The organism is Rhodococcus sp. IEGM 1366 (assembly GCF_033142425.1).
Lineage (GTDB): Bacteria > Actinomycetota > Actinomycetes > Mycobacteriales > Mycobacteriaceae > Rhodococcus_F > Rhodococcus_F globerula.
Genome location: NZ_JAWLRZ010000001.1, coordinates 1 through 23510, shown reverse-complemented (window position 1 = coordinate 23510; position 23510 = coordinate 1). Strand labels below are relative to the sequence as shown.

Here is a 23510-nt window from a genome sequence, read left to right as displayed (position 1 = left end):
CCTGTGAGGTACACCTCCGAACTGATCATCGGGTCGATTGTCGATCTGGCTGGTGTTTCGCGGGCGAAAATGGTGCCCGCGAACAGGGTTGACGTTTTTGTCACCAGCGGGATGGGTGCGTCGCCGAGCTGGAGTGTGTTCTGCGCCGACGACGCCCTCGCCTTCACCGAGGAGCTTTCCGCGGTGGGTGATCTTCGGTTGAGGATCGCGGAATCAGACCTGCGTGCCGTGGGGGACGATGTGTCCTGGGCGCCTGCGACCCTGCACGAGTTGGACGGATCGATATCGGCTGTGTGCAGTCGAACGGCACTACGACGCACAGTCCAGACGCTTGCGCACGACAATCTCGAAGCTCGGGTGGGTCACGAAATCGAGTTCACACTCTTCGGCGGGGTTGTGGCCGAACAATGGTCAGCCTACGGACTCGGAGCTGCACTTGCGCAGGAGAGCTTTGTCAGGGATCTGTTGGTGAATGCCGAACGCGCCCAACTGAATATCGAACAGTTTCACGCGGAGTACGGCCTCGGTCAGTTCGAGATCTCGCTGGCGCCGGCGTCACCGCTCGAAGCGGCCGACAGCGTGATCACAGCCCGAATTCTGATCTGCCGCACCGCCCGATCGCACGGAATGGCTGCATCGTTCTCGCCGATGCCCATTGTGGGTGGATCGGGAAACGGTGCACATCAGCATATTTCGTTGACTCGATCCGGCGAGTCGATCTTCTCCGGTGGAAAACAGGATTACGGGATGACCGCAGACGGTGCCGGTGCGGTGGGTGGCGTACTTGCTCACCTCGCAGACCTGGGCGCGGTGTTGGCGTCGTCGCCGCTTTCGGGACTGAGGTTGCAGCCCGACACCTGGTCAGGTGCCTTCATCTGTTGGGGTCATGAAAACCGCGAGGCCGCAGTCCGATTCTGCGCTGAATCCATCGGAAATCCTCACGGCGCCAACGTCGAAGTGAAAGTGGTGGATGCCTCCGCGAATCCGTATCTTGCTACTGCTGTCATTCTCGGCGCCATGCATGCGGGTATTGCCGGTGCGCTGACGCTGCCGCCGGAAGTGAGCGTCAATCCGTCAGGTCTGGCTGATGCACAGCGGGCGGTGCTTTCGATTACGCGCATGCCGACCGAGATGGGCGAGATGCTGCAACGACTGCGTTTGTCGGAAGTTGCGAAGAGTGTCCTCGGAGACGCGATCATCGACGCAATGGTTGCCGTGAAAGCACTCGAAAAGTCACGGTGCTCGGAGTTGGACGAGTCGGTGCTCGTCGAGCGATTGCGATACGCCTGGAGTGCTTGACGGGGACCGATGGGCGTTCTAAATTTAAGTTGTTCCTTAATTAAGGAGTTGCTTAAATGAGCAATGAGCTCGACGCGGTATTCGGGGCGTTGGCAGATCCCACCCGGCGTGCGATGCTGTCACGCTTGACCAGCGGTTCCATGACCGTGGGGGAATTGGCCGAGCCGTTCGAGATGAGTCGGCCGGCGATATCGCAGCATCTGAAGGTGCTCGAAAAGGCCGGATTGATCGAACGGACGGCCTCTGCGCAATGGCGCACCTGCACGCTGCGCGCCGAAGGTCTGGACGACGCAGCCGTCTGGGTCGAGGAACACCGTCGCGGTTGGAACGAGCGTTTCGATCTTCTCGACGAGCGGCTCCGTGAACTGAAGAATCCCGAATTGAAGAAGGAGAAGGGCAATGAGTGAGCACAATGTCGATCAGACCGCAGAATTCACCATCATCCGAATCTTCGACGCACCGCGCGAACTTCTCTGGCGTGCCTGGACCGACCCGGACGAGGCGGCGCGCTGGTGGCACCCGCGTGGTGTGAGGAGCCCCCGCGAGCACGTCGCCATCGACCCGCGCGTTGGTGGGACATACAGCTATTTGATGATCAACGACGAGGACGGCGCCGAATACCCGACAGGCGGAACCTATCTCGAAGTCGAAGAGCCGAAGCGGCTGGTCTTCACCTGGGGTAACCCGGAGGAGTCGGTCGAGAGTGCACCCCGCATCACCGTCACGTTGGTGGAGCAAGGGGACAAGACGGAAATGACGTTCCACCTGGTTGGTATCCCCGGATTCAAGGGCGATGGGAATGTGTACGACGGTTGGAACGAGGCCTTCGACATCTTCGAGGAGTCGATGACTGAATAGTCGCAATCGGGCCCTGTGTCCCGGTGCCGGTGATTGAATGGCGGAAAGCTCGCACTTCACCGATACCGCACTTCACCGATTTAAGGGGAGTCCAAGGCCATGGCGCGTGAGACGACCGTCGTACTCGACGGCTACACCTATTTCGAATGCCCACGTTGGCACGACGACCGCATCTGGGTATCGGATTTCTATAGCCACCAGGTGGTTTCGGCTCGCGAAGACGGAACGGATGTTCGCGTCGAGGCCGAAGTGCCCGGGCAGCCGTCGGGTCTCGGCTGGTTGCCGGACGGCAGGTTGCTTGTGGTGTCGATGCGCGATCAGAAGGTCCTTCGTCGCGAACCGGACGGGCAACTGGTCGTTCATGCGGACCTGTCGAAGTATGTGAGCGGCAACGTCAACGACATGCTCGTCGACGCTCACGGCCGTGCGTACGTCGGCAACTTCGGGTTCGATCTGATGAATCTGGCGGCGGTGGAGACTGCGGATCTGCTGCGGGTCGATCCGGATGGCAGCGTGCATGTTGTGGCGCGGGATCTGCACTTTCCCAACGGCATGGCACTGACTTCCAGTGGGGAACTGCTGGTGGACGAGACCTTGGGCAATCGCATCAGTGTTTTCTCCGTCGCGGACGACGGTTCCCTGGGGGAGCGTCGTGATTGGGCGACGTTCGGCGGCGTGCCTGATGGTTCGACGATGGAGTCCACCATTTCCCAGATGGTGATCGCGCCCGACGGGTGCTGCATCGATGCGGACGATTCGATGTGGGTAGCCGACGCAATCGGTAGTCGGATACTTCATGTGGCGGCGGGATCTGGAGTGATCGACGAGATTCCCTTCGAAACCGGGGTGTTTGCCTGCGGGTTGGGTGGGGCAGACGGACGAACACTGTTTGTCTGTGCGGCACCGGATTTCAACGAGCACGCACGTAAGGTGGCAACGGAAGGAAAGTTGTTGTCGATACGTCTGGAGTAGTTGGATTCACATGGAATTAGTGACGTCGCTGCCTGCCGATACCCCGCTCCGGCACGTTGCGGAACGGGTGCGCCGCATCGAGGAACTCGGTTTCGACACCGTGCACATTTCGGAGACCGTTCGAGATCCGTTTGCCGTTGCGGCTCTGGCCATTGAGCACAGTTCCAGGCTCACCGTGCGGACGTCCATGGTGGTGGCGTTTGCGCGTAGTCCGATGCTCACGGCATTGGCGGCCTGGGATCTGGCGGACTTCTCCGGCGGCCGATTCCAGTTGGGTTTGGCAACTCAGGTGCGCGGAAACATCGTCGGACGGTATTCGATGCCGTGGACTGATCCTGTTGCGCAACTGCGCGATTACGTCGGTGCTGTCCGGTCGATATTCCAGGCTTTCCGATCCGGTAGTGCTCTCGACTACGAGGGCACGCACTACACATTCAATCGGTTGCAGCCGTATTTCAATCCGGGGCCGATCGACGTCCCCGCACCCGAGATCTGGACGGGCGGGGTGAACGCGCGGATGTGCGCCCTGGCAGGCGAGGTTGCCGACGGTTTTGTTGCACATCCGACAAGTTCACATCCGAAAGTGCTCGGGGAGAAGATAATTCCGGCGCTCGAGTCCGGTGGTCGGAAACCTCGGATTGTCGCAGTTCCGAAGGTGATCACCGGGCGTGATGGCGCCGCAGTAGCTGCGGCCCGTGAGCCGGTACGCAAAGAGCTTGCGTTCCTGTACTCCACACCGGCCTACCGAATTGCGTTGGATGTACTGGGATTCCCTGAGGTCGGTGAGAAGTTGACGTCGATGGCGCGCTCTGGTGACTGGGCCGATCTGGCCGGCGTACTTACCGACGACGTTCTTGACGGGTTGATCACACAATGCACGTATTCAGAGTTGCCGGAAGTGCTGACTACGAAGTACGGAAGCATCTGTGACGGCGTTGCCTTGGCGATCCCGACGGATCCGGCCGACGATGAAGGTTTCCGAAGGATGTGCGCGGAGCTTCGAGCCGCGGAGTAATGCTGCTGCGGAGTGATCTCATCTCTTGCGGGTGATGCGCCGACGGTGTCGGCAGGCCAGATTGACTCCTGAGGGTTCTGAGACGAAGTCGGAGGAGACGTCATGTCCGGGCAGGAAAAACCAGCAACAGCATTCACCGCTGAGGTCAACCGCGCGGCGGTGGCTGATTACCCGATGTCGGATCGGGAAGATTTCGGCGACATCGATCGTGGATTCATCGCAGGCTGGAAAGACGACCAGGTCTTCAACGACAAGGGCGAACTGATCCACGATGGCCGGCCTCTCGAATACATCGCTGATGACAAGCAGGCGCCCGAGTCGGTGAATCCCAGTCTGTGGCGGCAATCGCAGTTGGTGAAGCGGTGCGGTCTGTACAAGGTTGTCGACGGTCTGTATCAAGTCCGATTCGCGGTCAACCTGACCATCGTCGACGCCCCTGACGGACTGGTCATCATCGACACCACCACCAGCGCTGATCTCGCCAAGGCAGGTCTTGAACTCTTCCGCCGTGAACTCGGCAACAACAAGCCGATCGTTGCAATCATCTATACCCACACCCATTTCGACCACTACGCGGGCGTCAAAGGACTTGTGGACGAGGCCGATGTGGTGGCGGGCAAGATCCCCATCATCGCCCCGGGCACCATCGAGTCGTTCAACAAGCACGCCATTGGTGAGAACGTCATCACCGGAAACGCGATGTCGCGTCGGATGGGATACACCTTCGGTTTGATTCTGCCACAATGTGATTGCGGGCTGGTGACCGTTGGCCTGGGCTCTGGCGCTGACGGAATGAACATCCACATGACCTACATTCCGCCGACCGACGGCATCACCAAGACCGGTGAGGTACGCAATCTCGGCGGGTGGGATTTCGAGTTCCTCTACGCTCCCGACACCGAAGCACCGGAGGAGATGCACATCTGGATCCCGGCCATCAAAGCACTCACCTGTGCCGAGAACGCCAATCACTCGATGCACAACATCCAGACGATCCGAGGCGCACGTACCCGAGATGCGCGCAACTTCGCCAGGTACTTGGATGAAACACTGGTGCGGTGGGGCGACGAGGTCGAAGTTCACCACGGTCCGCACACGTGGCCGGTATGGGGGAACGCCACGGTGGTGGAATTCCTTGAATCGCAACGGGACATGTACAAGTTCATTCACGATCAGGCGCTACGATTCGCGAACCAGGGCTACACGCCGCTCGAAGCTGCGGAGGTCGTCCGGCTACCGGAGGCAATCGGTCAGAAGTGGTACAACCGCTACTACCACGGCGGATTGCATCACAACGTTCGCGCTGTCTTCCACAAGGAGCTCGGCTTCTGGGACGGTGACCCTGCGACGATTTTGCCGTTGTTGCCGGTAGATCATGCCAAGCGCCACGTCGACCTGATCGGACGTGAAAAGTTGCTTGCCGAAGGGCGCAACGCTTTCGAGTCCGGTGACTACCGGTGGGCAGTGCAACTGCTGCACCACCTCGTTTTTGCCGACCCTGACGACGTCGAGGCGAAGAACCTGCAGGCCGACGCCTACGAGCAGCTCGGATACCAGCAGGAAGTGCCGCAGTATCGTTCGATCTTTCTCGCCACAGCGATGGAACTGCGGAACGGGGTGACCGGTGCAGGCCAGATCAACACCGACACAACCGACACAATTCTGGCGATGCCGATCGATCTGCTTTTCGACTATGCGGGTGTACATCTCATCGCCGAAAAGGCGGACGACGTCGACATTTCCTTCAACTTCAGTTTTGCTGACACAAAACAGGATTGGAACATGTGGGTGCGACGGGCGGTGTTGAACGCTCGGGCAGGGCACGTCCCGGATGCGCAACTGACGCTCAGCGGTCCCAAGCCTCTACTTGCGGGAATCCTGCTGAAACCGGGTGACGCATCAGCGATTCTCGACGGTGGGAAAGTAAGTGCAACAGGTGATCTGTCGGTTTTGAAGGCGCTGGCCGAGGTGATGGATACCTTCGATCCGAATTTCGATATTGCCACGCCGTGAAACAAGGCAAGTGGGGCAGGCGGTACGACATCGCCTGCCCCACTTGCCTGTGTTGTGCTACTTCGCCATATCCTGGGCTGCTCGGTAGGAGAAGACCATGGCCGTACCCAGCGGGACGCCGGGGCCGGGGTAGAAGCGGCCGCTGAGCGACGCGCTCGTGTTGCCGGCGGCGTAGAGGCCGTCGATCACGGTACCGTCGGCGCGCAGAACGTGGCCGTCGATGTCGGTGACCAAGCCGCCCTTGGTGCCGAGGTCACTGAGAACGATGCGTGCCGCGTAGAACGGGCCGGTCTCGATTGCGGTGAGTGCTGCGTTGGCGCCACCGTTGGGCGGGCAGAAGAACGCATCGTAGGGATCTTCGCCGCGGTGGAACTGCTCGTCGACACCCAATTTTGCTGCGTCGTTGAACTTTTCGACGGTGCTACGTAGCGCGTCAGCCGGGATGCCGGTCTTTTCTGCGAGCTCTTCGAGAGTATCTGCAGCAACCCAGGTTCCAGCCTCGAGGTGCTTGGCGGGAGGGGTGTTGGGGATGCTGATCGCGGGCAATCCACCGCGTTCACGGGAATCGAAGATCATGAACGACGGTACGGCAGAACCGTTGTCGTTGTGCGCGTCCATCGCGCGGCCGAACTGGTCGTACGGCAGCGACTCGTTGAGGTAGCGCTCGCCGGCCTTGTCGACGATCAGCCCGCCGCGGACACCGACCATGAATGCGGCGCTGCCGTCGGGCTGCTCGACGCCGGGGCAGAACCAGGCCTGATCCAGCAGCGCTGTTGCGCCGCCGACAGCAACGCCGGCACTGATCGCGTCGCCGGTATTCGCGCCGAACGGGCCCATGCTCCAGATGGCCTTGCCCGGGGTGCCTGACTGCTCGCGCAACGTGTCGTTGCCTTCGATTCCGCCGGCCGCCATGAGCACGCCGCGGTTTGCCTTGATGCGCTGGGTTTCGCCACCGGATTCGACCTCGGCGCCGACAACGCGGCCGTCTTCGACGATCAAGGAGGTGAGAGTGGTTTCGGTGCGCAGATCGGCCTTGCCGGTGCTCTGAACGGCTGCGAGTAGACGGCCGATCAGTGCACGTCCGCCGATCATCTTGCCGGGCGCATGGCCCTGGCCGGTTCGGTCCTGATCGAGCTCGGGACGAACCAGTTCTGCGAGGTCGCCGATGTCGGCCGGGTCGAGATCCAGCGGGTTGATGGAGCGTCCCGTGTCCATCCGGCCTTCAGCCTTGTAGTAGTCGGGGAAAGCCCGGAACTCGAATTCGATGTTCGGGTTCTTCTCCAGTAGCGCGACGACAGCGGGGGCTGTGTCGACGTACGCGTCCTGGCGATCGGACTCGGAATCACCGAGCAGTGAGCGCAGGTAGGTGCGCGCGTTCTCGGTGGAATCGGGCAGGCCGGCACGTTCCTGGACCTGAGTTCCCGGCAGCCAGATGGAAGCTCCGGAGTACGACGACGTTCCGCCGAAGCGGTTGGTCTTTTCGATCACGATGGTGCTCAATCCGGCAGCTGCGGCGGTATAAGCACCGGTCAGCGCGCCGCCGCCGGAACCGACGACCAATACGTCGCACTCCGTGGTCCAGTCCTGCATCATTGCGTCCTAACTCGAAGAGGGTGGGGCCTATACGCAATACCCAGTGACCCGCGTTGGCTATGTCAGGTCTCACTCAGCGGGCAATATGCCGACATGCGGGGATTGGGTGCGAGAATTGACTCGGTCGTCCGCGGCCGCTACACACTCACAGGATGATTAGGGGCGACGGTGCCGAGAATTGCCGAGGTCAGAGACGCGGCCGAGCCCAGTTCGGACGAGCAGCGGGCACGCCATGTCCGGATGTTGCAAGCTGCAGAAGAGCTGGCGACGGAGAAGGAACTTGCTCGCGTCCAGATGCACGAGGTCGCGAAGCGTGCCGGAGTCGCTATCGGGACGCTGTACCGCTACTTCCCGTCGAAAACTCACTTGTTCGTTGCCGTGATGGTCGAGCAGATCGATCAGATCGGCGACACCTTCACCAAGCATCAGGTGCAGTCGGCAAATCCGCAGGATGCCGTCTACGAAGTGTTGGTGCGCGCCACCCGTGGATTACTGCGTCGGCCGGCCCTCTCGACAGCGATGCTGCAATCAACCAGCACCGCCAACGTCGCAACAGTTCCCGATGCAGGCAAGATCGATCGGGGTTTTCGTCAGATCGTGTTGGATGCGGCGGGAATCGACAATCCCACCGAAGACGACAACACCGCATTGCGACTGCTGATGCAGCTGTGGTTCGGCGTGATTCAGTCCTGCCTCAACGGCAGGATCTCGATTCCCGACGCGGAGTACGACATCCGCAAGGGCTGCGATTTGCTTCTGGTCAATCTTTCGCGGCACTGACAGCGATTCGCCTCCGGGCGTTGAGCTTGTCTTATTCTCAAAATTGAAATGAATTCTAATTCAAGAAGCGTACTGAACGTGGACCGCCGCGTTGCTCTACTTAAATAAATAGAATACATTGCAGAAAAGTGATAGGTGAGCCAGCTCACCAACCGATATCTCTACGAAGGAGCGCTCATCATGGGCCATGCAGTCATCGTCGAAGCCGCCCGCACACCGATCGGCCGTCGTCGCGGCGCGCTGGCGGGACTGCACCCCGCCGAGATTCTGGGAGCAGCGCAGCTCGGAGTTCTCGAACGGGCAGGCGTCGCCCCGGAAGACATCGGACAGATCATCGGCGGCTGTGTCACTCAGGCGGGCGAGCAGTCCAACAACGTCACGCGTCAGGCATGGCTGCACGCCGGACTGCCGTACAGCACCGCGGCAACCACCATCGACTGCGCCTGTGGATCTGCCCAGCAGGCAGTGCATTTGATTTCCGGCCTCATTTCCTCGGGTCAGATCTCAGCCGGTATCGGCTGTGGCGTCGAGGCTATGAGTCGTGTGTTCCTGGGCCAGGCAAATGCGCCCGGAACGGGAAACCCGTACCCGGACGACTGGACGATCGACATGGGCGACCAGTTCACCTCTGCGCAGCGAATTGCCGAGAAGCGTGGCATCACGCGCGCCGACGTCGACGCATTCGGTCTCGAGTCGCAGCGCCGCGCAGCCCAGGCGTGGGCCGAAGGTCGCTTCGACCGTGAAATCGTGCCCGTCAAGGCTCCGGTCGTCACCAAGGAAGGTACGCCGACCGGCGAGATCGCTACGGTGACCCGTGACGGCGGCCTTCGCGAGACCACTGCGGAAGCGCTCGCCGGACTCAAGCCGGTCATCGAGGGTCATATCCACACCGCCGGCAACTCGTCGCAGATCAGCGACGGAGCCGCAGCAGTGCTGCTGATGAGTGAAGAGCGCGCACAGGAACTGGGCCTCAAGCCCCGCGCGCGGATCATCGCATCCGGCATGGTCGGATCCGATCCCTTCTACCACCTGGACGGACCGATCGAGTCCACCCAGATGGTGCTCGACAAGGCCGGAATGACCCTGAACGACATCGATCTCGTCGAAATCAACGAGGCTTTTGCCTCCGTCGTCCTCTCCTGGGCGCAGGTCCACGGGGCAGACCTGTCCAAGGTCAACGTCAACGGCGGCGCAATCGCTCTGGGACACCCCGTCGGTTCCACCGGTGCTCGCCTGATCACGACGGCGCTGCACGAACTCGAGCGTTCCGACAAGTCCACGGCTCTGATCACGATGTGCGCCGGTGGAGCTCTCTCGACCGCCACCATCATCGAACGCATCTGATCCGTACTCACACTTTCGAATTGACGAGGTAGACATGACTATTGGATTGAGTGAAGAAGATCGCGACCTCCGCGATTCCGTACGGGGCTGGGCCGCGCGCCACGCAACGCCGGCCGTCATCCGCGAAGCTGTCGAGGCCAAGGTCGAGACCCGCCCGCAACTCTGGGACGGGCTTGCCGAGCAGGGCCTTCTGGGTCTGCACGTAGCCGAGGAATTCGGTGGCGCCGGATACGGATTGGTCGAACTTGCGATCGTCGTCGAGGAACTGGGGCGTTCGATGGTTCCCGGCCCGTTCCTGCCGACCGTGCTGGTCAGCGCAGTCCTCAGCGACGCCGGAGTCACCGCGCCGCTTGCCGGCCTGGTCGACGGCAGCACACTCGGAGCTGTTGCCGTGCAGCCCGGTTCGCTGAAGATCACCCGTGACGGTGACACCGCTACCCTCAGCGGAACGTCGAGCCACATCCTCGGCGGACATGTCGGCGACCAGTTCCTACTCGCCACGGACAGCGGTTTCGTTCTGCTCGGACGCGACCGGCTCGAGGTCACCGACTTGGCCAGCTACGACGTCGTGCGTCGTAATTCCGAGGTCACCGTCGACGGACTGGTGCTCACCGCCGCCGAGATCCTCGACATCGACAGCCAGCGTGTACTCGACATCGCCGCAACCCTGTTCGCGGCCGAGGCGTCGGGTCTGGCCGACTGGGCGGTGACCACTTCTGCCGACTACGCGAAGGTGCGTCAGCAGTTCGGGCGCCCGATCGGTCAGTTTCAGGGTGTCAAGCACAAGGCTGCCCGGATGCTTGCTCTTGCCGAGCAGGCCCGTGTCTGTGCTTGGGACGCAGCGCGTGCGCTGACGCCCGCAAACGGAGTCGGTGCCGAAGAGGCTTCTCTCGCAGCAGCAGTCGCCGGAGCCACGGCCCTCGAAGCCGGTTTCTCCGTCACCCGTGACTGCATCCAGGTGCTCGGCGGAATCGGCTACACGTGGGAGCACGACGCGCACCTGTACCTGCGCCGCGCGCAGTCCCTGCGGATTCTGTTGGGCTCCACCGCTTCTTGGCGCCGCCGCGTCGCCGCGCTGACCATTGCCGGCACCCGCCGCGTGCTCAGCATCGAATTGCCGCCGGAGGCCGAGGCGATCCGCGCCGATGTTCGCGCTGAACTCGCTCCGGCGCTCGAACTCGAAGGCGCCGCGCAGAAGACGTACCTCGCGGAAAAGGGCTACACCGCACCGCACTTCACGGCTCCGTGGGGCAAGTCCGCCGACGCCGTCAGCCAGCTCGTGATCGCCGAGGAACTGCGCGCGGCGAAGATCAAGCCGCACGACATGATTATCGGAAACTGGGTCATCCCGACGCTCATCGCGCACGGCAACGAAGAGCAGCTTGCCAAGTTCGTCCCACCGTCACTGCGCGGTGACATCGTCTGGTGCCAGCTCTTCTCCGAGCCGGGCGCAGGTTCCGACCTCGCAGCTCTGAGCACGAAGGCCACCAAGGTCGACGGTGGCTGGAAGTTGCAGGGCCAGAAGGTATGGACGTCGATGGCACGCGACGCGCACTGGGGCATCTGCCTCGCCCGCACCGACGCCGACGCCCCCAAGCACAAGGGCCTGTCCTACTTCCTCATCGACATCAAGAACAGCGGCCTCGACATTCGCCCGCTGCGCGAGATCACCGGGGAAGCACTGTTCAACGAAGTCTTCTTCGACGACGTCTTCGTTCCCGACGAGTGCCTCGTCGGCGGGCCGGGCGACGGCTGGAAGCTCGCTCGAACCACGCTGGCCAACGAGCGTGTCTCGCTGTCGAACGACTCCTCCCTGGGATCGGGCGGCGAGGCACTGCTGAGCCTGGTCGACGGACTGCCAGGCGGTATCGACGACGAGCAGTTGACGGTACTCGGAAAGGTGCTGTGTGACGCGCAGTCCGGCGGTTTGCTGGGTCTGCGGACCACGCTGCGCTCGCTGTCCGGTGCGCAGCCTGGTGCGGAGTCCTCCGTTGCGAAGCTCATCGGTGTCGAGCACATCCAGCAGGTGTGGGACGTGGCCATGGAGTGGGCCGGACCGAGTTCGCTACTGGGCGACCAGCATCGGATGTCTGCAACTCAGATGTTCCTGAACTCGCAGTGCATGTCCATCGCGGGTGGTACAACGAATGTTCAGCTCAACATCATCGGTGAGCGAATCCTGGGTCTACCTCGTGACCCCGAACCGGGAAAGTGATCTGCACATGAGCAATCGCACATTCGTCATCGGCGTGGGTATGACCAAGTTCGAGAAGATCGAGACCCGTGACTGGGAATACCCGGACATGGTGACCGAAGCTGTCACGAACGCACTCACCGATGCAGGGATCAGCTACGACCAGATCCAGCGCGCTGCAGTCGGTTACGTGTTCAACGCGTCGACAGCGGGCCAGCGTGCCCTGTACGAAACAGGTCTGTCCGGTATCCCGATTTTCAACGTCAACAACAACTGCGCCACCGGTTCGACGGCGCTGATGATGGCTCGCGAGTGGGTCCAGGCCGGACAAGCCGACTGTGCACTGGCCGTCGGGTTCGAGAAGATGACCAAGACGGCACTGACCGGTAACGGTGAGATGCCCAAGGTCACCACCTTGGACTCGCAGTTGAAGATCATGGTCGAGGATTACGGGTTCGCCCGCTCGCCGATGACAGCTCAGCTGTTCGGTAACGCTGCCGTCGAGCACATGCAGAAGTACGGCACCACGGTCGAACAGATCGCTGCCGTCGCGGTCAAGAATCACAAGCACTCGGTCAACAACCCGTATGCGCAGTTCCGTGACGAGTACACCCTCGAACAAGTGCTCGAGGACAAGATGATCCATGCGCCGCTGACACGTTCGCAGTGCTCGCCGACCTCGGACGGCGCCGGTGCTGCCGTCGTCGTGAGTGAGAAGTTCGTCCGTGAACACGGACTCGAGGACCGTGCGATCGAGATCGTCGCTCAGGCCATGACTACCGACACCGAGGCAGCGTTTGCCGAGAAGTCGATGATCGACGTGGTCGGCGCTCCGATGACGGCTGCGGCCGCCGAGCAGGTCTTTGCCGAAGCCGGCATCAGCATCGACGACGTCGATGTCATCGAACTGCACGACTGCTTTGCGATCAACGAGATCATCACCTACGAAGGTCTCGGAATGTGTGCGGCCGGTGAAGGCGGCAAGCTCGTCGAATCCGGTGCCACGACGTACGGCGGCCAGTGGGTGGTCAATCCGTCTGGCGGCCTGATCTCGAAGGGCCACCCGCTAGGTGCCACCGGGTTGGCGCAGTGCGCCGAACTGACGTGGCAGCTCCGCGGTACCGCAGACGCCCGTCAGGTCGAGGGCGCTCGAATCGGATTGCAGCACAACCTCGGACTGGGCGGCGCGTGCGTCGTGACGGTCTACCGAGCCGGAACTTTGGAGAACTGATGGCTATCGATCTCGAGGTGGCATTGGCCGCCGAACCGACTGTGCGCGAAGCGTCATGGACTGACCGCGACGTCATGCTCTACCAGCTGGGCCTCGGAGCGGGAGTAAATGCTCTGGATCCTGCCGAGCTCACCTGGGTGTACGAAAAGGGTCTGAAGGTTCTTCCGACCTTCGCGATGGTTGCGGGTCAGGGCATTTCGGCAGGCGTACTGCCGCCCGCCGCGATGAACATGCCCGGCATCGACATCGATCTGCGCAAGATCCTGCACGGCGGACAGTCGCTGACCCTGCACGCGCCGATCCCGTCGACGGGTACTGCGCGCATCTCCACTCGCATTGCCGATGTGTGGGACAAGGGCAAGGCTGCCGTCATCGTGCTCGAGACTGCGGCCGCGGACTCCGACGGTAATCCGTTGTGGACCACCGGAATGCAAATCTGGGCCCGCGGTGAAGGTGGATTCGGTGGAGGCGCCGGCCCCGAAGTTGTTGCCGGAGTTCCCGATCGTGCGCCCGACGCCGTGCTCACCTCCACAACGAGTTCGTCGCAGGCGTTGCTCTACCGGCTCAGTGCAGACATGAACCCGCTGCACGCTGATCCGGCATTCGCGAAGATGGCCGGCTTCGACGCACCGATCCTGCACGGCCTCGCGTCGTACGGCATCGTCTGCAAGGCCGTCGTGGACGGTGTGCTCGGCGGCGACCCCTCTCGGGTGAAGAACTACTCGGTGCGCTTTGCCGGTTCGTTGTTCCCGGGCGAATCCATCACCACGTCGGTGTGGCAGGACGGCAACACCTTGACGCTGGCTGCAACCTGCCCTGAGCGCGAGAACTCCCCGGTTCTCACGCACGCCACTATGGAGATCAACTGATGACCGTCGGAACCCACCCCACTGCCGCAACACATCCGGGCGGAACGGTTCTGACGTCGCCGCCGCAGGATGCTCCCATCGATCGGGCGACCGAGGCGGCGCGCAGGCTCATCGACGCGCTACAGCGCACTGACCGCGACAACGCAAACCTCGATCGAGTTGCCGAGGAACTCAACAGCATCGTCGCTCACCTCGAGCAGCATGCGCCCGAGGTCGAAGAGCGATTGATCGACATGTGGAACGGTGAAGGCGTCACTCGTCACGACCCGGTGACCGGTCGAGAAAACGCCATCGCACCGCCGGTGGTTCTCGAAGGACTCGAAGACGGTTCGGTGCAGGGCGTTGTCACGTTGACATTGCCGTACCAGGGCCCTCCCGGCCACGTGCATGGTGGCGTGTCGGCGATGCTGCTCGATCACGTCCTCGGTGTCGCGAACGCTTGGGGTGGAACAGCCGGTATGACAGCACAATTGAGCACGCGCTACCACCGTCCGACCCCGTTGTTCGTGCCCTTGACCATCAGTGGCAAGTTCATCTCCAAAGAAGGCCGCAAGGTTCACACGGTGGGCGAGATCAGGACGCCCGACGGTGAAGTGTGCGTTTCGGTCGAGGGTCTGTTCATCGACAAGACAATTCCGCGCCCCAGGTAGGGGTTCTGACGAAGGAGGAACCCCAGTGGGGAAGCTCGACGGACGCGTAGCTGTTGTGACCGGCGCCGGCATGGGCATCGGACGTGGTGTGGCAGGTGCCTTCGCGCGTGAAGGCGCGTCGGTGCTGGTTGCCGAGATCGACGAGGCGGCCGGCCTCGAAACCGCCCAGTGGTTGCGCGACGAGTGGGGCGCGGATGCAGAATTCATCCGCACCGACGTCACCGACAAAGCTCAGGTTCTTGCCATGGTCGACAAGGCCGTCGAGCGGTTCGGACGCCTTGACATCCTGGTCAACAATGCTTGGCGGACTTTCGGTTTCGCTCGGCTGGAGAAGATGACGGACGAGCAGTTGCGCGGCGGTTTCGACATGGCAGTGATGGCCGCTTTCTGGGCCATGCAGGCGGCGCTGCCGGAACTCGAGCGTCACGGCACCGGCCGCGTGATCAACATGTGCAGCCTCAACGGCGTGAACGCTCACATGTACTCGGTGCAGTACAACGCGGCCAAGGAAGCGCTGCGGACACTGACTCGCACTGCTGCCCGCGAGTGGGCTCCCAAGCACGTGAACTGCAACGTCATCTGCCCCGGTGCGCAGAGTGCGGCGTATAAGCGTGTTGCCGAAGCTAATCCGGAGAACGTGGCCGTCATGGCCGCGCAGAATCCGATGGGGCGGATCGGCGATCCCCTCGACGATATCGGCCCCGTTGCAGCCTTCCTGGCAAGTGACGACAGTCGTTATGTCACCGGCAATACCCTCTTCGTCGACGGTGGTGGGCACATCAACGGTGTGCAGTGGGCGCCTACCGTGGACTGACTTTCGCCTGCATAGACACATGTGGCTCGACGCTGATTCAGCGTCGAGCCACTGTGCGTTTGTAGGCCTTGTCCCGTTCCTGCCTCGAGTACCCGAAACAAACCACGTCCTTGACAGCGCCTCGTGGCTCACCGATAGTAGTCAAACGAACGATCGCTAACCTGTCGATTGCAGGTTGAGGCTTCACGGCGTTGCAGTGGCGTCTGCGATCGATCGCTCAGGCTATTCTTCCGAGCTGAAAGTACCGAGGCAGACATGGAAATCGAGCATTCGACTCTGTTCATCGACGGTGAGTGGGCAAAGCCGGCGACTGGTGGTGCGATTCAGGTATTCTCGCCAACTACCGAACAGTTGTTTGGCATTTTTCCGGAATCCTCGACGGCAGATGTCGACTCGGCCGTCGCTGCCGCAGGCCGAGCACTGCGCTCCTCGGAGTGGGCAAACCTGGACGGTTCCGATCGCGCCGCGATTCTCGACAGGTTCGCGGATGCCGTCGAACGGCGATCGGAGGAGCGAGCTTCGCTGGTCAGCCGGCAGAACGGTATGCCGATCACTCTCGCCCGGTTTGCTGAGGGGGACGCCCCGGTGCAGCTGCTGCGCTACTACTCCGATCTGATTCGTTCGTCGTCGGTCGAAGAAGTGCGTCAGAGTCTCTCCAGTGCCGGTACGACGATCGTGCGAAAGGAACCGGTCGGCGTCGTGGCCGCGATCGCACCGTGGAATTACCCGGCGATCCTGTCGATGTTCAAGATCGCTCCTGCACTGGCCGCCGGTTGCACGGTGGTGCTCAAGCCTTCTCCCGAAACGACACTCGACTCCTACCTCCTGGCGGAAGCAGCCGTCGAAGCAGGCTTGCCTGCCGGCGTTCTCAACATCGTGACCGGCGGCCCCGACGTCGGTCAGTACTTGGTGGCCCACCCTGGCGTCTCCAAGGTTGCGTTTACCGGTTCGACGCCTGCCGGTAGGCACATCGGTCGAGTCTGTGGTGAACTTCTGCGTCCCGTCACCCTCGAACTCGGCGGAAAGTCAGCCGCGTTGATCCTCGACGATGCTGATATCGAAACGACCGTGGCAGGCCTGGCCACGGCGTCTCTGCTGAACAGTGGTCAGACGTGCTACATGTCGACGCGAATTCTTGCACCGGCCACTCGGTATTCCGAATTCCTCGATGCGGTGACTGCAATGGCGGCGTCGCTGCCGATCGGTGACCCCGCTGATGCCGGTACCTTTGTCGGCCCCTTGGTCAGCGAGCGTCAGTACAAGCGAGTTCTGTCGATGATCGACGCGGGAAGTGCCGAGGGCGCAACGGTCACGACAGGTGGCAAGCGTCCTGCGCACCTCGATCGTGGATGGTTCGTTGAGCCGACAGTATTCGGCAATCTGAGCAACGACGCGAACATCGCGAAGGACGAAGTGTTCGGGCCGGTTCTGACCGTGATCCCCTACAGCGACGAAGCCGACGCCATCGCGTTGGCGAATGATTCCGAGTACGGCCTCGGCGGCACGGTGTGGACTGCCGACCGCGATCGAGGGATCGACGTGGCCCGGAAGGTGGAAACAGGTTCCTTCGGAGTGAATACCTATGGCCTGGACTGGGGTTCGCCCTTCGGCGGGGTCAAGGCGAGTGGGGTAGGCCGTGAATTGGGGCCGGAAGGGCTCGCGTCGTACTACAGCCTCAAATCGATCTTCCTGCCGGAGTAGCACTGCTCGAATGCCCCGGAGTGCCGAACTCCGGGGCTGCGGTTGTCTATCGGCCGGCCGCCGAGATACCGGCTCTGCGGCCGAAGAAGGTGCCGTCTCCCAACGAGGTTCCGCTGATGTATCCCCAAGAATGCAGGCCTGATGTTGCTCGGCCGGCCGCGAACAGTCCAGGGATAGCTTCCCCGTCCAGATTGAGGACCCTGCCGTCGACAGTGGTCCACAGACCGCCGGTGGTAAACACCTCGGCACCGCCCCCATTCGATGCGCCAAGCTCGGGAGGCGCCATCCCGCGTCGAACATCAATTGCCGCGTAAGGAGATTGGAGCGGACGCAACCATCGCGCAGATTTGTGGAAGTACGGGTCGACTCCATCTGCTGCATGCTTGTTGTACTCACCGATCGTGGTGACCAACGCTCCTGCGGGTATCCCGATTTCTTCCTCGAGTTCTTCGAGGGTTTCGGCCACATAGTGAGGCTGCACCCCCCAACGTTCTACTTCGGGGACTTCTTCGTACGCCTGCTCATCGAGGATTACCCAGACATCGAGACCGTGTCGGTACAACGCAGCCTGACCGACCAAGCCGGGATATACATCCTCGTTGATGAAGCGTTGCCCCACGTTGTTGACGATCATGCCGCGCACCATCATTGCGGGAACCAGCGTGATTCCCACCTGGCCGGCAGACATGTGTTTGACGGCAGCTCCGACTGCCTGGGCGATAACGATGCCCCGACCGTCGTCGCCACCATCACTATTCACGCCCAATCCCACAAGTTGTGGTGCGTGTTGAGCCACCATCTCGGCATTGTCGGCGAAGCCACCTGTGGTGAGAACAACCCCGCGTCGCGCGCGGTAGGTGACCGTCTTGCCGAAACTACGTGCACTGACCCCAACGACGCGAATGCCGTCCATGATGAGGCGGGTGGCGTATGTATCGGTGTGTACGCCGATATTGCGGGCAGCCACCTGTTCGGAGAGTTTTGCCATCAGCACCTTGCCGCCGAAGCCATCGGCGGTGACGCGGTGACCACGCGGAGCTGGTTTGGCGAGTTCGTCGTAAGGCCAGCTGTTTTCGCCCAGCCACATCAAACCGTCATCAGTGGGTGGCACCCACGTAGGAGAATCCCACAACGACGGTTTGAACGGCACACCGTGATCGACCAGCCACTGGTAGTGCTCCAAACTGCCATGGGCGTAGGCATCGATTTTCTCTTTGTCTGCGTCCGGCCCGAGCGCAGCCATGAGGTACGCCGCCATATCTTCGGGAGTATCGGAGAATCCGCATGCACGCTGAGTTTCGGTGCCGCCGCCGAGATAGATTTCGCCACCGGACAGTGCGGACGACCCGCCTCCACCGCTTGCCCGTTCGAGCAGAATCACGTCACTGCCACGAGCGCAGGCCTCCAACGCTGCCGCTGCACCCGCGCAGCCGTATCCGACGACGAGGACTTCGGTTTCGTGGTCGAAATTCTCTACATCGTGGATATTCAGTGGGGCTACGGGATGGCGCGCACTCATAGAAGATCTCCAGTTCAGTTGTGTTTTCCGCACGCTACGGTCGCTCGTAGTGCTGGTGAAGTGCTTGTGCCATCCAGCGGGAGATGTCGGGTCTGAGTAGATAGCTCGGCAGCCAGTCGGCTGACTCGCAGAGGCCCGGCGACGTATCCTGAACCCAGAAATCGAGAACTCCGTATTGAAGAGACGAGGCTCGGGATGTCCGATTGGGTGAAGAAGATCGAGGCCGAGGCCAAAGGTCTGCTAGCCGAGGCAGAAGAAGAGCTGACGGTGTTGGAGGGCGTCGACACCATCGATCCTCTTGCCGAGCAAGATGAAGACACGCCCACCTCGGATTGAGCCTTAAGAGCGCTGGCGCCCGTCAGAATGGCGGCGGGTCGTTGCCGTGGTTGATGCGCTTTTTTGGGGGAGATCGGAAGGGCTGCCCAGAAAAGTCCAGTATTGTTGCAGCCGGCTTCCTCGTGCCCACACCGCCCGCCGGTTCCACTGAGAGCGATCACTCGTGCAGTCTCGACGACACTGAATCTGACTGACGTCGAGTGGGGCTCTGTGAATTGCGTGTTCGCTCCAGCCCAACGCTGCGCAATGCCTTCGTCGGTTGTCTCAATGCCTTCATCTCAGGCGCCGGAGCTGACCCGGAGTTGGCGCAGAGGTTGCCGTCTTGGCTGACGCCCGTCCACACCCCGCGTACTCGTGCGGGACCCATCGCCTCGACGAAGAAGACTTGAGCTTGCGATTGTCGTGTTTCGATCTCGATCGGGTTCCGTCGGGACAGTTCCTTCACTTGTATTAATTAGTTATAGTGTTTTTGTCATTGGGGTACGTCATATCCGCGCTCTGTTGGCTAGCGGCTGGAACGAGTAGGGGTGAAGACAATGGGCGATGGCACGACAGCATTGGTGGGAAGGCTGGTTATCGACTTACCCACGTCCACGGTGACTGTCTGTAGCGCTGCGGCGAGCATTCTCGGGGAAACGTTCGTCGAATCGGTGGAACGTCAGGTCAACCAACCCCGGCGTGGTCTGCGTGATGTGCGTCCAGAGGTCGCCGCCGCGCTCAGTGCGAAGCACTGCAATCACGTAGTCCTGCGGCGGCGCGATGGAATACTGCGAGAGCCGGTAGTGATGGCTGTTGAACCAGCCAACGGCCAATCTGCCCTGATCGTCGCTCACATAGTGGATCACAGCAGGGACGAAGACTTGGCCGCCGCGGACCAGGCGGTCCTCGTGGATCTTTTGGCGGATGGTGGTGCAGATGGAGCCGCCAGACTCGTCGGTGCGGTCGCCGAGCGTTATGGCGTAGACGATTACACTGCGTCGGCGATCCTGCGATACAACGCAGAGCGGTCTCTGGAGAAGTCGAATATGACGGTTTGATCTTGCGCGACTGGGCTTGGTTTGCCGCCTAGTTGGGCATCCCCTTGCCCTTTCGATGGCGAAGGTCTCCTCGAGTGCTCCGGTCCGACACCTACTCGCTGTCGGTTGCTCCTAATTCTGGGTCGCAGCTTCGCCCGACGTGGTGACCCTTGACTCGCCTCGCGTCTGAGCGAGGATGTTCGAAAGACTCCGGACTTCCTCTTCCAGTATCCCAACAGCGGCAACAAGCGACGAAAGTACGGATACAACCGCTCCGTCGGCCAAACCTTCGTAGACGTAATTGTCCACAGCTCGGTCGAACTCGCGAGCGATGGCAACACTCATGCTGGAGCCCGACGCGAGCTCGTCACGTAGATCAGCTGCAATCACGAGGAATTCCTTTCGTTGAAAATTAATCCTTGTATTTTAAGTTTAGCGTTTCGAGTGTCGGGATGTTGGCATTCGACGACAGTGAAGGCAGGGCGATGGCCAGGTCTCGTTCGTTAGGTTGTATCTAGCGTTGGCCTTTCGCGTGATTCGGCGGTCGGGTGGAATGTCGTACCGGCCACCGGAATCCGTGAAGGAACCGGGTGCGAGATTTGGGTAGGCTAAGACGAGTTTCTCACTTTACATCTAGCGGGAAGAGTGCTTACCGTGGTTTCAACCGAATCGAACGTCATCGCCGAGTTGGCGGCCAGACAGCAGATCGCCGAATCGCTGTACTCGTACTGCCGTGGGCTCGATCGAATGGATCGACCGCTGGCCGACAGTGTCTGGCACCCAGACGGTACGGCTGACTACGGTCCAGGATATCGAGGCAGTGCAGCGGGGTTTCTCGATTTCGTGTGGGCTTACCACCTCAGGTTAGAGTCGCATTCCCATATGGTGAGCAACACCATCATCTCGGTCGATCTGAATTCGGGCACGGCGAAGAGCGAATCGTATGTCGCCGTGTGGTTGCGGTCGGCACCGTCGGGAGGAACGGTCACCGATGTCTTTCACCGCGGCCGATACGTCGATCGATGGTCTCTGCGCGAAGACTTGTGGGCAATCGATCATCGGATCTACGTTGCAGACCTCATGCATGAGACGTCGAATCAAGCGGGACCTGAAACCTGGGGGCGAAGGGACACCACAGACCCGAGCTACCAGGTTCTGGGCTGACGCAGTTATATCTCCGACGCTGACTACGAGGATCAGATCTGTGCGACAGTAACGTCGGTCCGACATGACGGGCTACCTTGGTGACGACTCGGTTCACAATTGGTGTGTCCCGCCAGCGGACAGCGCTCTGCGGACAGTGCTGCGGGAAACTTCACTTCACGCGAGCGACTGCTCGAGCTCACTTCGATGCAGGCGCCGGCCTCGTGCCCAATCCTTGACGAAAAGGCTTCCTTAATCCCTCCCGGCTCGCCTGGAGCTGGGAGGGACAAGGGGGAGTTGCGTGAACTGTCGTAACTTGATCAGTTTTTCATCACATCGAGCCGGATCACTACTCACATCCCCAGCCCAGTCCATTGGTGTAATGCGGCAGGGAGATACTCGGAACAAGACTCCCTACCGCAACACCGCACGTTCTCAGTCGCCGACCTTCGCCGCTTCTCTCCGTGACACCACAGGTTCTGCCAAGCTCTGCTCGATGACTATCTTCTGCACTCGATCGATGGTCTCGGCGAAGCCGGGACCGAGCCGTTTGCCGGGTGTGAACGTTGCGGGCATGTTCACCAGTCCGTTGATCTGCCCTACGGACTCGTAATGCACAACTTTCTCCGAGTCGACGACGAAGTCGGGCATGCGTTCGAGCACCGCGGTCAACATCCGCTTGAAGAGGACGCGAGCGACGTTCGAGCCGATGCAGCGGTGGATACCGAGTCCGAACGCAGCATGACGGTTCGCACCGCGGTCGAAGTCCACTTCATCCGGGTTCGGGAACACATTAGGCGATCGGTTTGCCATCGCCCATGAGATCCAAAGGCGCTCGCCCTCTTTGAACTCGACGCCGTTGATCTCGATATCCTGGCTGAAGGTCCGCGCGTCGCCCTGTGCAGGGGTGAAATAGCGGAGGAATTCTTCAGTCGCCGGGTCGAGAAGAGTGTCGATCTCGTCGATGAGACGAGTTCGCTCTGCCGGATGCTGAGACAACCACAGGATGGACTGACCGGTCAGTGCAGTTGTGGTGTCGAACCCGCCACCCACCAGCAGCATCGCTGTGCCCGTGACCTCCTGGTCGGTGAGGGGCTTGCCTACGACGGTTGTCTTCACGAGAGCGTCCATCAGGCCTGGTCGGGGATTCGCGCGCACCTCGGGCACCGCCGCGGTCAGGGCGGCACGGCTGTCCATGGCCATCTGCGTCACCCGTTCGTGGTCGGGCGAACCTGGCGGGGTGTACATCAGCGCGTGAGCGGGTTCGTTGTGAATTTCCCAGTCGGTGAGCGGCAGGCCCAACATGCCCATGGTCACGACCGCCGGAACGACGTTCGCGAGGTCGTGGACGAAATCGATACTGCCGCTTTCTATCTTGTCGTCGATGCACGCACGAACGAGGTCGTCGATGACCGGAATCCACCGTACGACGGCGGCTGGTGACAAGTAGGGGTTGAGCGTCTTCCGGAAGTCGGTCTGTTCCGGCGGATCCAGCTCGAGGAATGACGGAGTGTCGTACGGGCCATAGTCATACGCCGGGATGGAGATGCCCTTGTACCCGTTCTTGCTGCCGTCGGCGTCCCGGAAGTTGGTTACCGCGTCGGATCGGCGAGCGAGTGCGAAAACCTCGTCCATTCCGCTGGCAACCCAGTGGTCTTCGTATGAATCAGTCCACGCGATCGGACACTTCGCATGAAGCTCGTGTGTTTTCTCCGCGAACTCGATACGAAAGTTCGGCCCGTGGCGTTCATAGTCGATCGGGCACTTCTTCAGGTTTTCGACATTGCGAACATCGTCTGCTGTCATGATTGCTCCGGGTGCGATCGAGGCGCTCTTACGCAGCGCCAGAGGATATTACGGTTCAGGCTTCCTGAATTGCATGCTCGGAGATCTCGACGATCGCGCGCTCCGGGCACGAGAGCATGGCCTCGCGCGCGACGCCCTCGAGTTCGGCGGGGACGTCACCGTCGATCGCGTAGGCGTGCCCGTCCTCGTCCCTGAGTTGGAAGAGGTCGGGTGCGACCATCGAGCAGATTGTGTGTCCCTGACAGATGTCCTGGTCGACATGAATTCTCATGGTGCATCTCCTTCGGAGCTGTCGGTGGGTGTTTACGGGTGGAAGGAATGCATCTTCAGGTAACCGCCCGCATCGACCCGCATCTG

The 23510-nt window shown here is 61.3% G+C and carries 22 protein-coding genes; 17 read left to right on the top strand and 5 right to left on the bottom strand.

Translation table 11 applies throughout. The features are described 5' to 3' along the window. Window positions 1–3: 3 nt before the first annotated feature. The 6 genes from R4P64_RS00110 to R4P64_RS00085 all read left to right on the top strand — a co-directional run bounded on the left by R4P64_RS00110 (window position 4) and on the right by R4P64_RS00085 (window position 6157). Entirely contained in the window at window positions 4–1299 is a 1296-nt protein-coding gene (locus tag R4P64_RS00110) for a glutamine synthetase family protein (RefSeq protein WP_317818827.1), read from the top strand. 56 nt (window positions 1300–1355) lie between these two features. Then, window positions 1356–1706 (top strand): ArsR/SmtB family transcription factor, encoded by a 351-nt coding sequence (locus R4P64_RS00105; RefSeq protein WP_033233216.1) that lies wholly within the window; start codon window positions 1356–1358, stop codon window positions 1704–1706. Next, on the top strand, window positions 1699–2157 hold the full coding sequence (locus R4P64_RS00100; RefSeq protein ID WP_033233215.1) for an SRPBCC domain-containing protein: 459 nt from the start codon (window positions 1699–1701) through the stop codon (window positions 2155–2157). The genes R4P64_RS00105 and R4P64_RS00100 overlap by 8 nt, the downstream gene beginning before the upstream one ends. Before the next feature lie 99 nt (window positions 2158–2256). After that, window positions 2257–3129, top strand: coding sequence for an SMP-30/gluconolactonase/LRE family protein (locus R4P64_RS00095; protein ID WP_033233807.1), 873 nt, complete (start codon window positions 2257–2259; stop codon window positions 3127–3129). A gap of 10 nt (window positions 3130–3139) precedes the next feature. Then, a complete protein-coding gene (locus R4P64_RS00090) occupies window positions 3140–4144 on the top strand; it encodes a TIGR03617 family F420-dependent LLM class oxidoreductase (RefSeq protein WP_317818826.1) in 1005 nt (334 codons plus the stop codon). Window positions 4145–4246: 102 nt separating this feature from the next. Then, window positions 4247–6157, top strand: coding sequence for an alkyl/aryl-sulfatase (locus tag R4P64_RS00085; RefSeq protein ID WP_317818825.1), 1911 nt, complete (start codon window positions 4247–4249; stop codon window positions 6155–6157). 57 nt (window positions 6158–6214) lie between these two features. Here R4P64_RS00085 and R4P64_RS00080 read toward each other — a convergent pair whose 3' ends face one another. Beyond that, window positions 6215–7747 (bottom strand): FAD-dependent oxidoreductase, encoded by a 1533-nt coding sequence (locus R4P64_RS00080; RefSeq protein WP_045066711.1) that lies wholly within the window; start codon window positions 7745–7747, stop codon window positions 6215–6217. A gap of 171 nt (window positions 7748–7918) precedes the next feature. Here R4P64_RS00080 and R4P64_RS00075 point away from each other — a divergent pair, with 171 nt between their 5' ends. The 8 genes from R4P64_RS00075 (at window position 7919) to R4P64_RS00040 (ending at window position 17333) form a co-directional block, all read left to right on the top strand. Beyond that, entirely contained in the window at window positions 7919–8530 is a 612-nt protein-coding gene (locus tag R4P64_RS00075; protein WP_033233213.1) for a TetR family transcriptional regulator, read from the top strand. Window positions 8531–8710: 180 nt separating this feature from the next. Further along, window positions 8711–9874 (top strand): steroid 3-ketoacyl-CoA thiolase, encoded by a 1164-nt coding sequence (locus R4P64_RS00070; protein WP_033233804.1) that lies wholly within the window; start codon window positions 8711–8713, stop codon window positions 9872–9874. Window positions 9875–9908: 34 nt separating this feature from the next. Next, on the top strand, window positions 9909–12089 hold the full coding sequence (locus R4P64_RS00065; RefSeq protein WP_033233212.1) for an acyl-CoA dehydrogenase: 2181 nt from the start codon (window positions 9909–9911) through the stop codon (window positions 12087–12089). A 7-nt stretch (window positions 12090–12096) separates the two neighbouring features. Then, window positions 12097–13299: a lipid-transfer protein gene (locus R4P64_RS00060; protein WP_045064948.1), complete on the top strand. Its 1203-nt coding sequence runs from the start codon at window positions 12097–12099 to the stop codon at window positions 13297–13299. Beyond that, complete coding sequence (locus R4P64_RS00055) at window positions 13299–14168, top strand: MaoC/PaaZ C-terminal domain-containing protein (protein WP_095887152.1); 870 nt, start codon at window positions 13299–13301, stop codon at window positions 14166–14168. Before R4P64_RS00060 ends, R4P64_RS00055 begins: the two co-directional genes overlap by 1 nt. Continuing rightward, window positions 14168–14818 (top strand): PaaI family thioesterase, encoded by a 651-nt coding sequence (locus R4P64_RS00050; RefSeq protein ID WP_033233208.1) that lies wholly within the window; start codon window positions 14168–14170, stop codon window positions 14816–14818. Before R4P64_RS00055 ends, R4P64_RS00050 begins: the two co-directional genes overlap by 1 nt. Before the next feature lie 25 nt (window positions 14819–14843). Continuing rightward, window positions 14844–15632, top strand: a complete 789-nt coding sequence (locus R4P64_RS00045; protein WP_287164257.1) for an SDR family NAD(P)-dependent oxidoreductase — start codon at window positions 14844–14846, stop codon at window positions 15630–15632. A gap of 255 nt (window positions 15633–15887) precedes the next feature. Beyond that, window positions 15888–17333: an aldehyde dehydrogenase gene (locus R4P64_RS00040; protein ID WP_317818824.1), complete on the top strand. Its 1446-nt coding sequence runs from the start codon at window positions 15888–15890 to the stop codon at window positions 17331–17333. A 46-nt stretch (window positions 17334–17379) separates the two neighbouring features. Here R4P64_RS00040 and R4P64_RS00035 read toward each other — a convergent pair whose 3' ends face one another. Then, a complete protein-coding gene (locus tag R4P64_RS00035) occupies window positions 17380–18852 on the bottom strand; it encodes an FAD-dependent oxidoreductase (RefSeq protein WP_317818823.1) in 1473 nt (490 codons plus the stop codon). 195 nt (window positions 18853–19047) lie between these two features. Here R4P64_RS00035 and R4P64_RS00030 point away from each other — a divergent pair, with 195 nt between their 5' ends. Continuing rightward, the gene (locus R4P64_RS00030; RefSeq protein ID WP_181317471.1) at window positions 19048–19188 is read left to right on the top strand and encodes a hypothetical protein; all 141 of its coding nucleotides are present in this window, start codon (window positions 19048–19050) and stop codon (window positions 19186–19188) included. Window positions 19189–19724: 536 nt separating this feature from the next. Further along, on the top strand, window positions 19725–20225 hold the full coding sequence (locus tag R4P64_RS00025) for a hypothetical protein (protein WP_033233204.1): 501 nt from the start codon (window positions 19725–19727) through the stop codon (window positions 20223–20225). Between the two features lie 111 nt (window positions 20226–20336). On the opposite strand, the gene R4P64_RS00020 is transcribed toward R4P64_RS00025, so the two are convergent. Beyond that, on the bottom strand, window positions 20337–20594 hold the full coding sequence (locus R4P64_RS00020; RefSeq protein WP_317545366.1) for a hypothetical protein: 258 nt from the start codon (window positions 20592–20594) through the stop codon (window positions 20337–20339). Window positions 20595–20858: 264 nt separating this feature from the next. Here R4P64_RS00020 and R4P64_RS00015 point away from each other — a divergent pair, with 264 nt between their 5' ends. Continuing rightward, window positions 20859–21368: a nuclear transport factor 2 family protein gene (locus tag R4P64_RS00015; RefSeq protein ID WP_033233802.1), complete on the top strand. Its 510-nt coding sequence runs from the start codon at window positions 20859–20861 to the stop codon at window positions 21366–21368. 414 nt (window positions 21369–21782) lie between these two features. On the opposite strand, the gene R4P64_RS00010 is transcribed toward R4P64_RS00015, so the two are convergent. Next, window positions 21783–23153: a cytochrome P450 gene (locus R4P64_RS00010; RefSeq protein ID WP_092804011.1), complete on the bottom strand. Its 1371-nt coding sequence runs from the start codon at window positions 23151–23153 to the stop codon at window positions 21783–21785. Window positions 23154–23208: 55 nt separating this feature from the next. Continuing rightward, complete coding sequence (locus R4P64_RS00005) at window positions 23209–23424, bottom strand: ferredoxin (protein WP_033233201.1); 216 nt, start codon at window positions 23422–23424, stop codon at window positions 23209–23211. Window positions 23425–23510 lie beyond the last annotated feature (86 nt).

Excerpts from the sequence above, each read along its gene's own strand:
- R4P64_RS00105 (WP_033233216.1), top strand. The coding sequence starts at position 1,356 with ATGAGCAATGAGCTCGACGCGGTATTCGGGGCGTTGGCAGATCCCACC.
- R4P64_RS00100 (WP_033233215.1), top strand. The coding sequence starts at position 1,699 with ATGAGTGAGCACAATGTCGATCAGACCGCAGAATTCACCATCATCCGA.
- R4P64_RS00095 (WP_033233807.1), top strand. The coding sequence starts at position 2,257 with ATGGCGCGTGAGACGACCGTCGTACTCGACGGCTACACCTATTTCGAA.
- R4P64_RS00090 (WP_317818826.1), top strand. The coding sequence starts at position 3,140 with ATGGAATTAGTGACGTCGCTGCCTGCCGATACCCCGCTCCGGCACGTT.
- R4P64_RS00085 (WP_317818825.1), top strand. The coding sequence starts at position 4,247 with ATGTCCGGGCAGGAAAAACCAGCAACAGCATTCACCGCTGAGGTCAAC.
- R4P64_RS00080 (WP_045066711.1), bottom strand. The coding sequence starts at position 7,747 with ATGCAGGACTGGACCACGGAGTGCGACGTATTGGTCGTCGGTTCCGGC.
- R4P64_RS00070 (WP_033233804.1), top strand. The coding sequence starts at position 8,711 with ATGGGCCATGCAGTCATCGTCGAAGCCGCCCGCACACCGATCGGCCGT.
- R4P64_RS00065 (WP_033233212.1), top strand. The coding sequence starts at position 9,909 with ATGACTATTGGATTGAGTGAAGAAGATCGCGACCTCCGCGATTCCGTA.
- R4P64_RS00060 (WP_045064948.1), top strand. The coding sequence starts at position 12,097 with ATGAGCAATCGCACATTCGTCATCGGCGTGGGTATGACCAAGTTCGAG.
- R4P64_RS00055 (WP_095887152.1), top strand. The coding sequence starts at position 13,299 with ATGGCTATCGATCTCGAGGTGGCATTGGCCGCCGAACCGACTGTGCGC.
- R4P64_RS00050 (WP_033233208.1), top strand. The coding sequence starts at position 14,168 with ATGACCGTCGGAACCCACCCCACTGCCGCAACACATCCGGGCGGAACG.
- R4P64_RS00040 (WP_317818824.1), top strand. The coding sequence starts at position 15,888 with ATGGAAATCGAGCATTCGACTCTGTTCATCGACGGTGAGTGGGCAAAG.
- R4P64_RS00035 (WP_317818823.1), bottom strand. The coding sequence starts at position 18,852 with ATGAGTGCGCGCCATCCCGTAGCCCCACTGAATATCCACGATGTAGAG.
- R4P64_RS00030 (WP_181317471.1), top strand. The coding sequence starts at position 19,048 with ATGTCCGATTGGGTGAAGAAGATCGAGGCCGAGGCCAAAGGTCTGCTA.
- R4P64_RS00025 (WP_033233204.1), top strand. The coding sequence starts at position 19,725 with ATGGGCGATGGCACGACAGCATTGGTGGGAAGGCTGGTTATCGACTTA.
- R4P64_RS00010 (WP_092804011.1), bottom strand. The coding sequence starts at position 23,153 with ATGACAGCAGACGATGTTCGCAATGTCGAAAACCTGAAGAAGTGCCCG.
- R4P64_RS00005 (WP_033233201.1), bottom strand. The coding sequence starts at position 23,424 with ATGAGAATTCATGTCGACCAGGACATCTGTCAGGGACACACAATCTGC.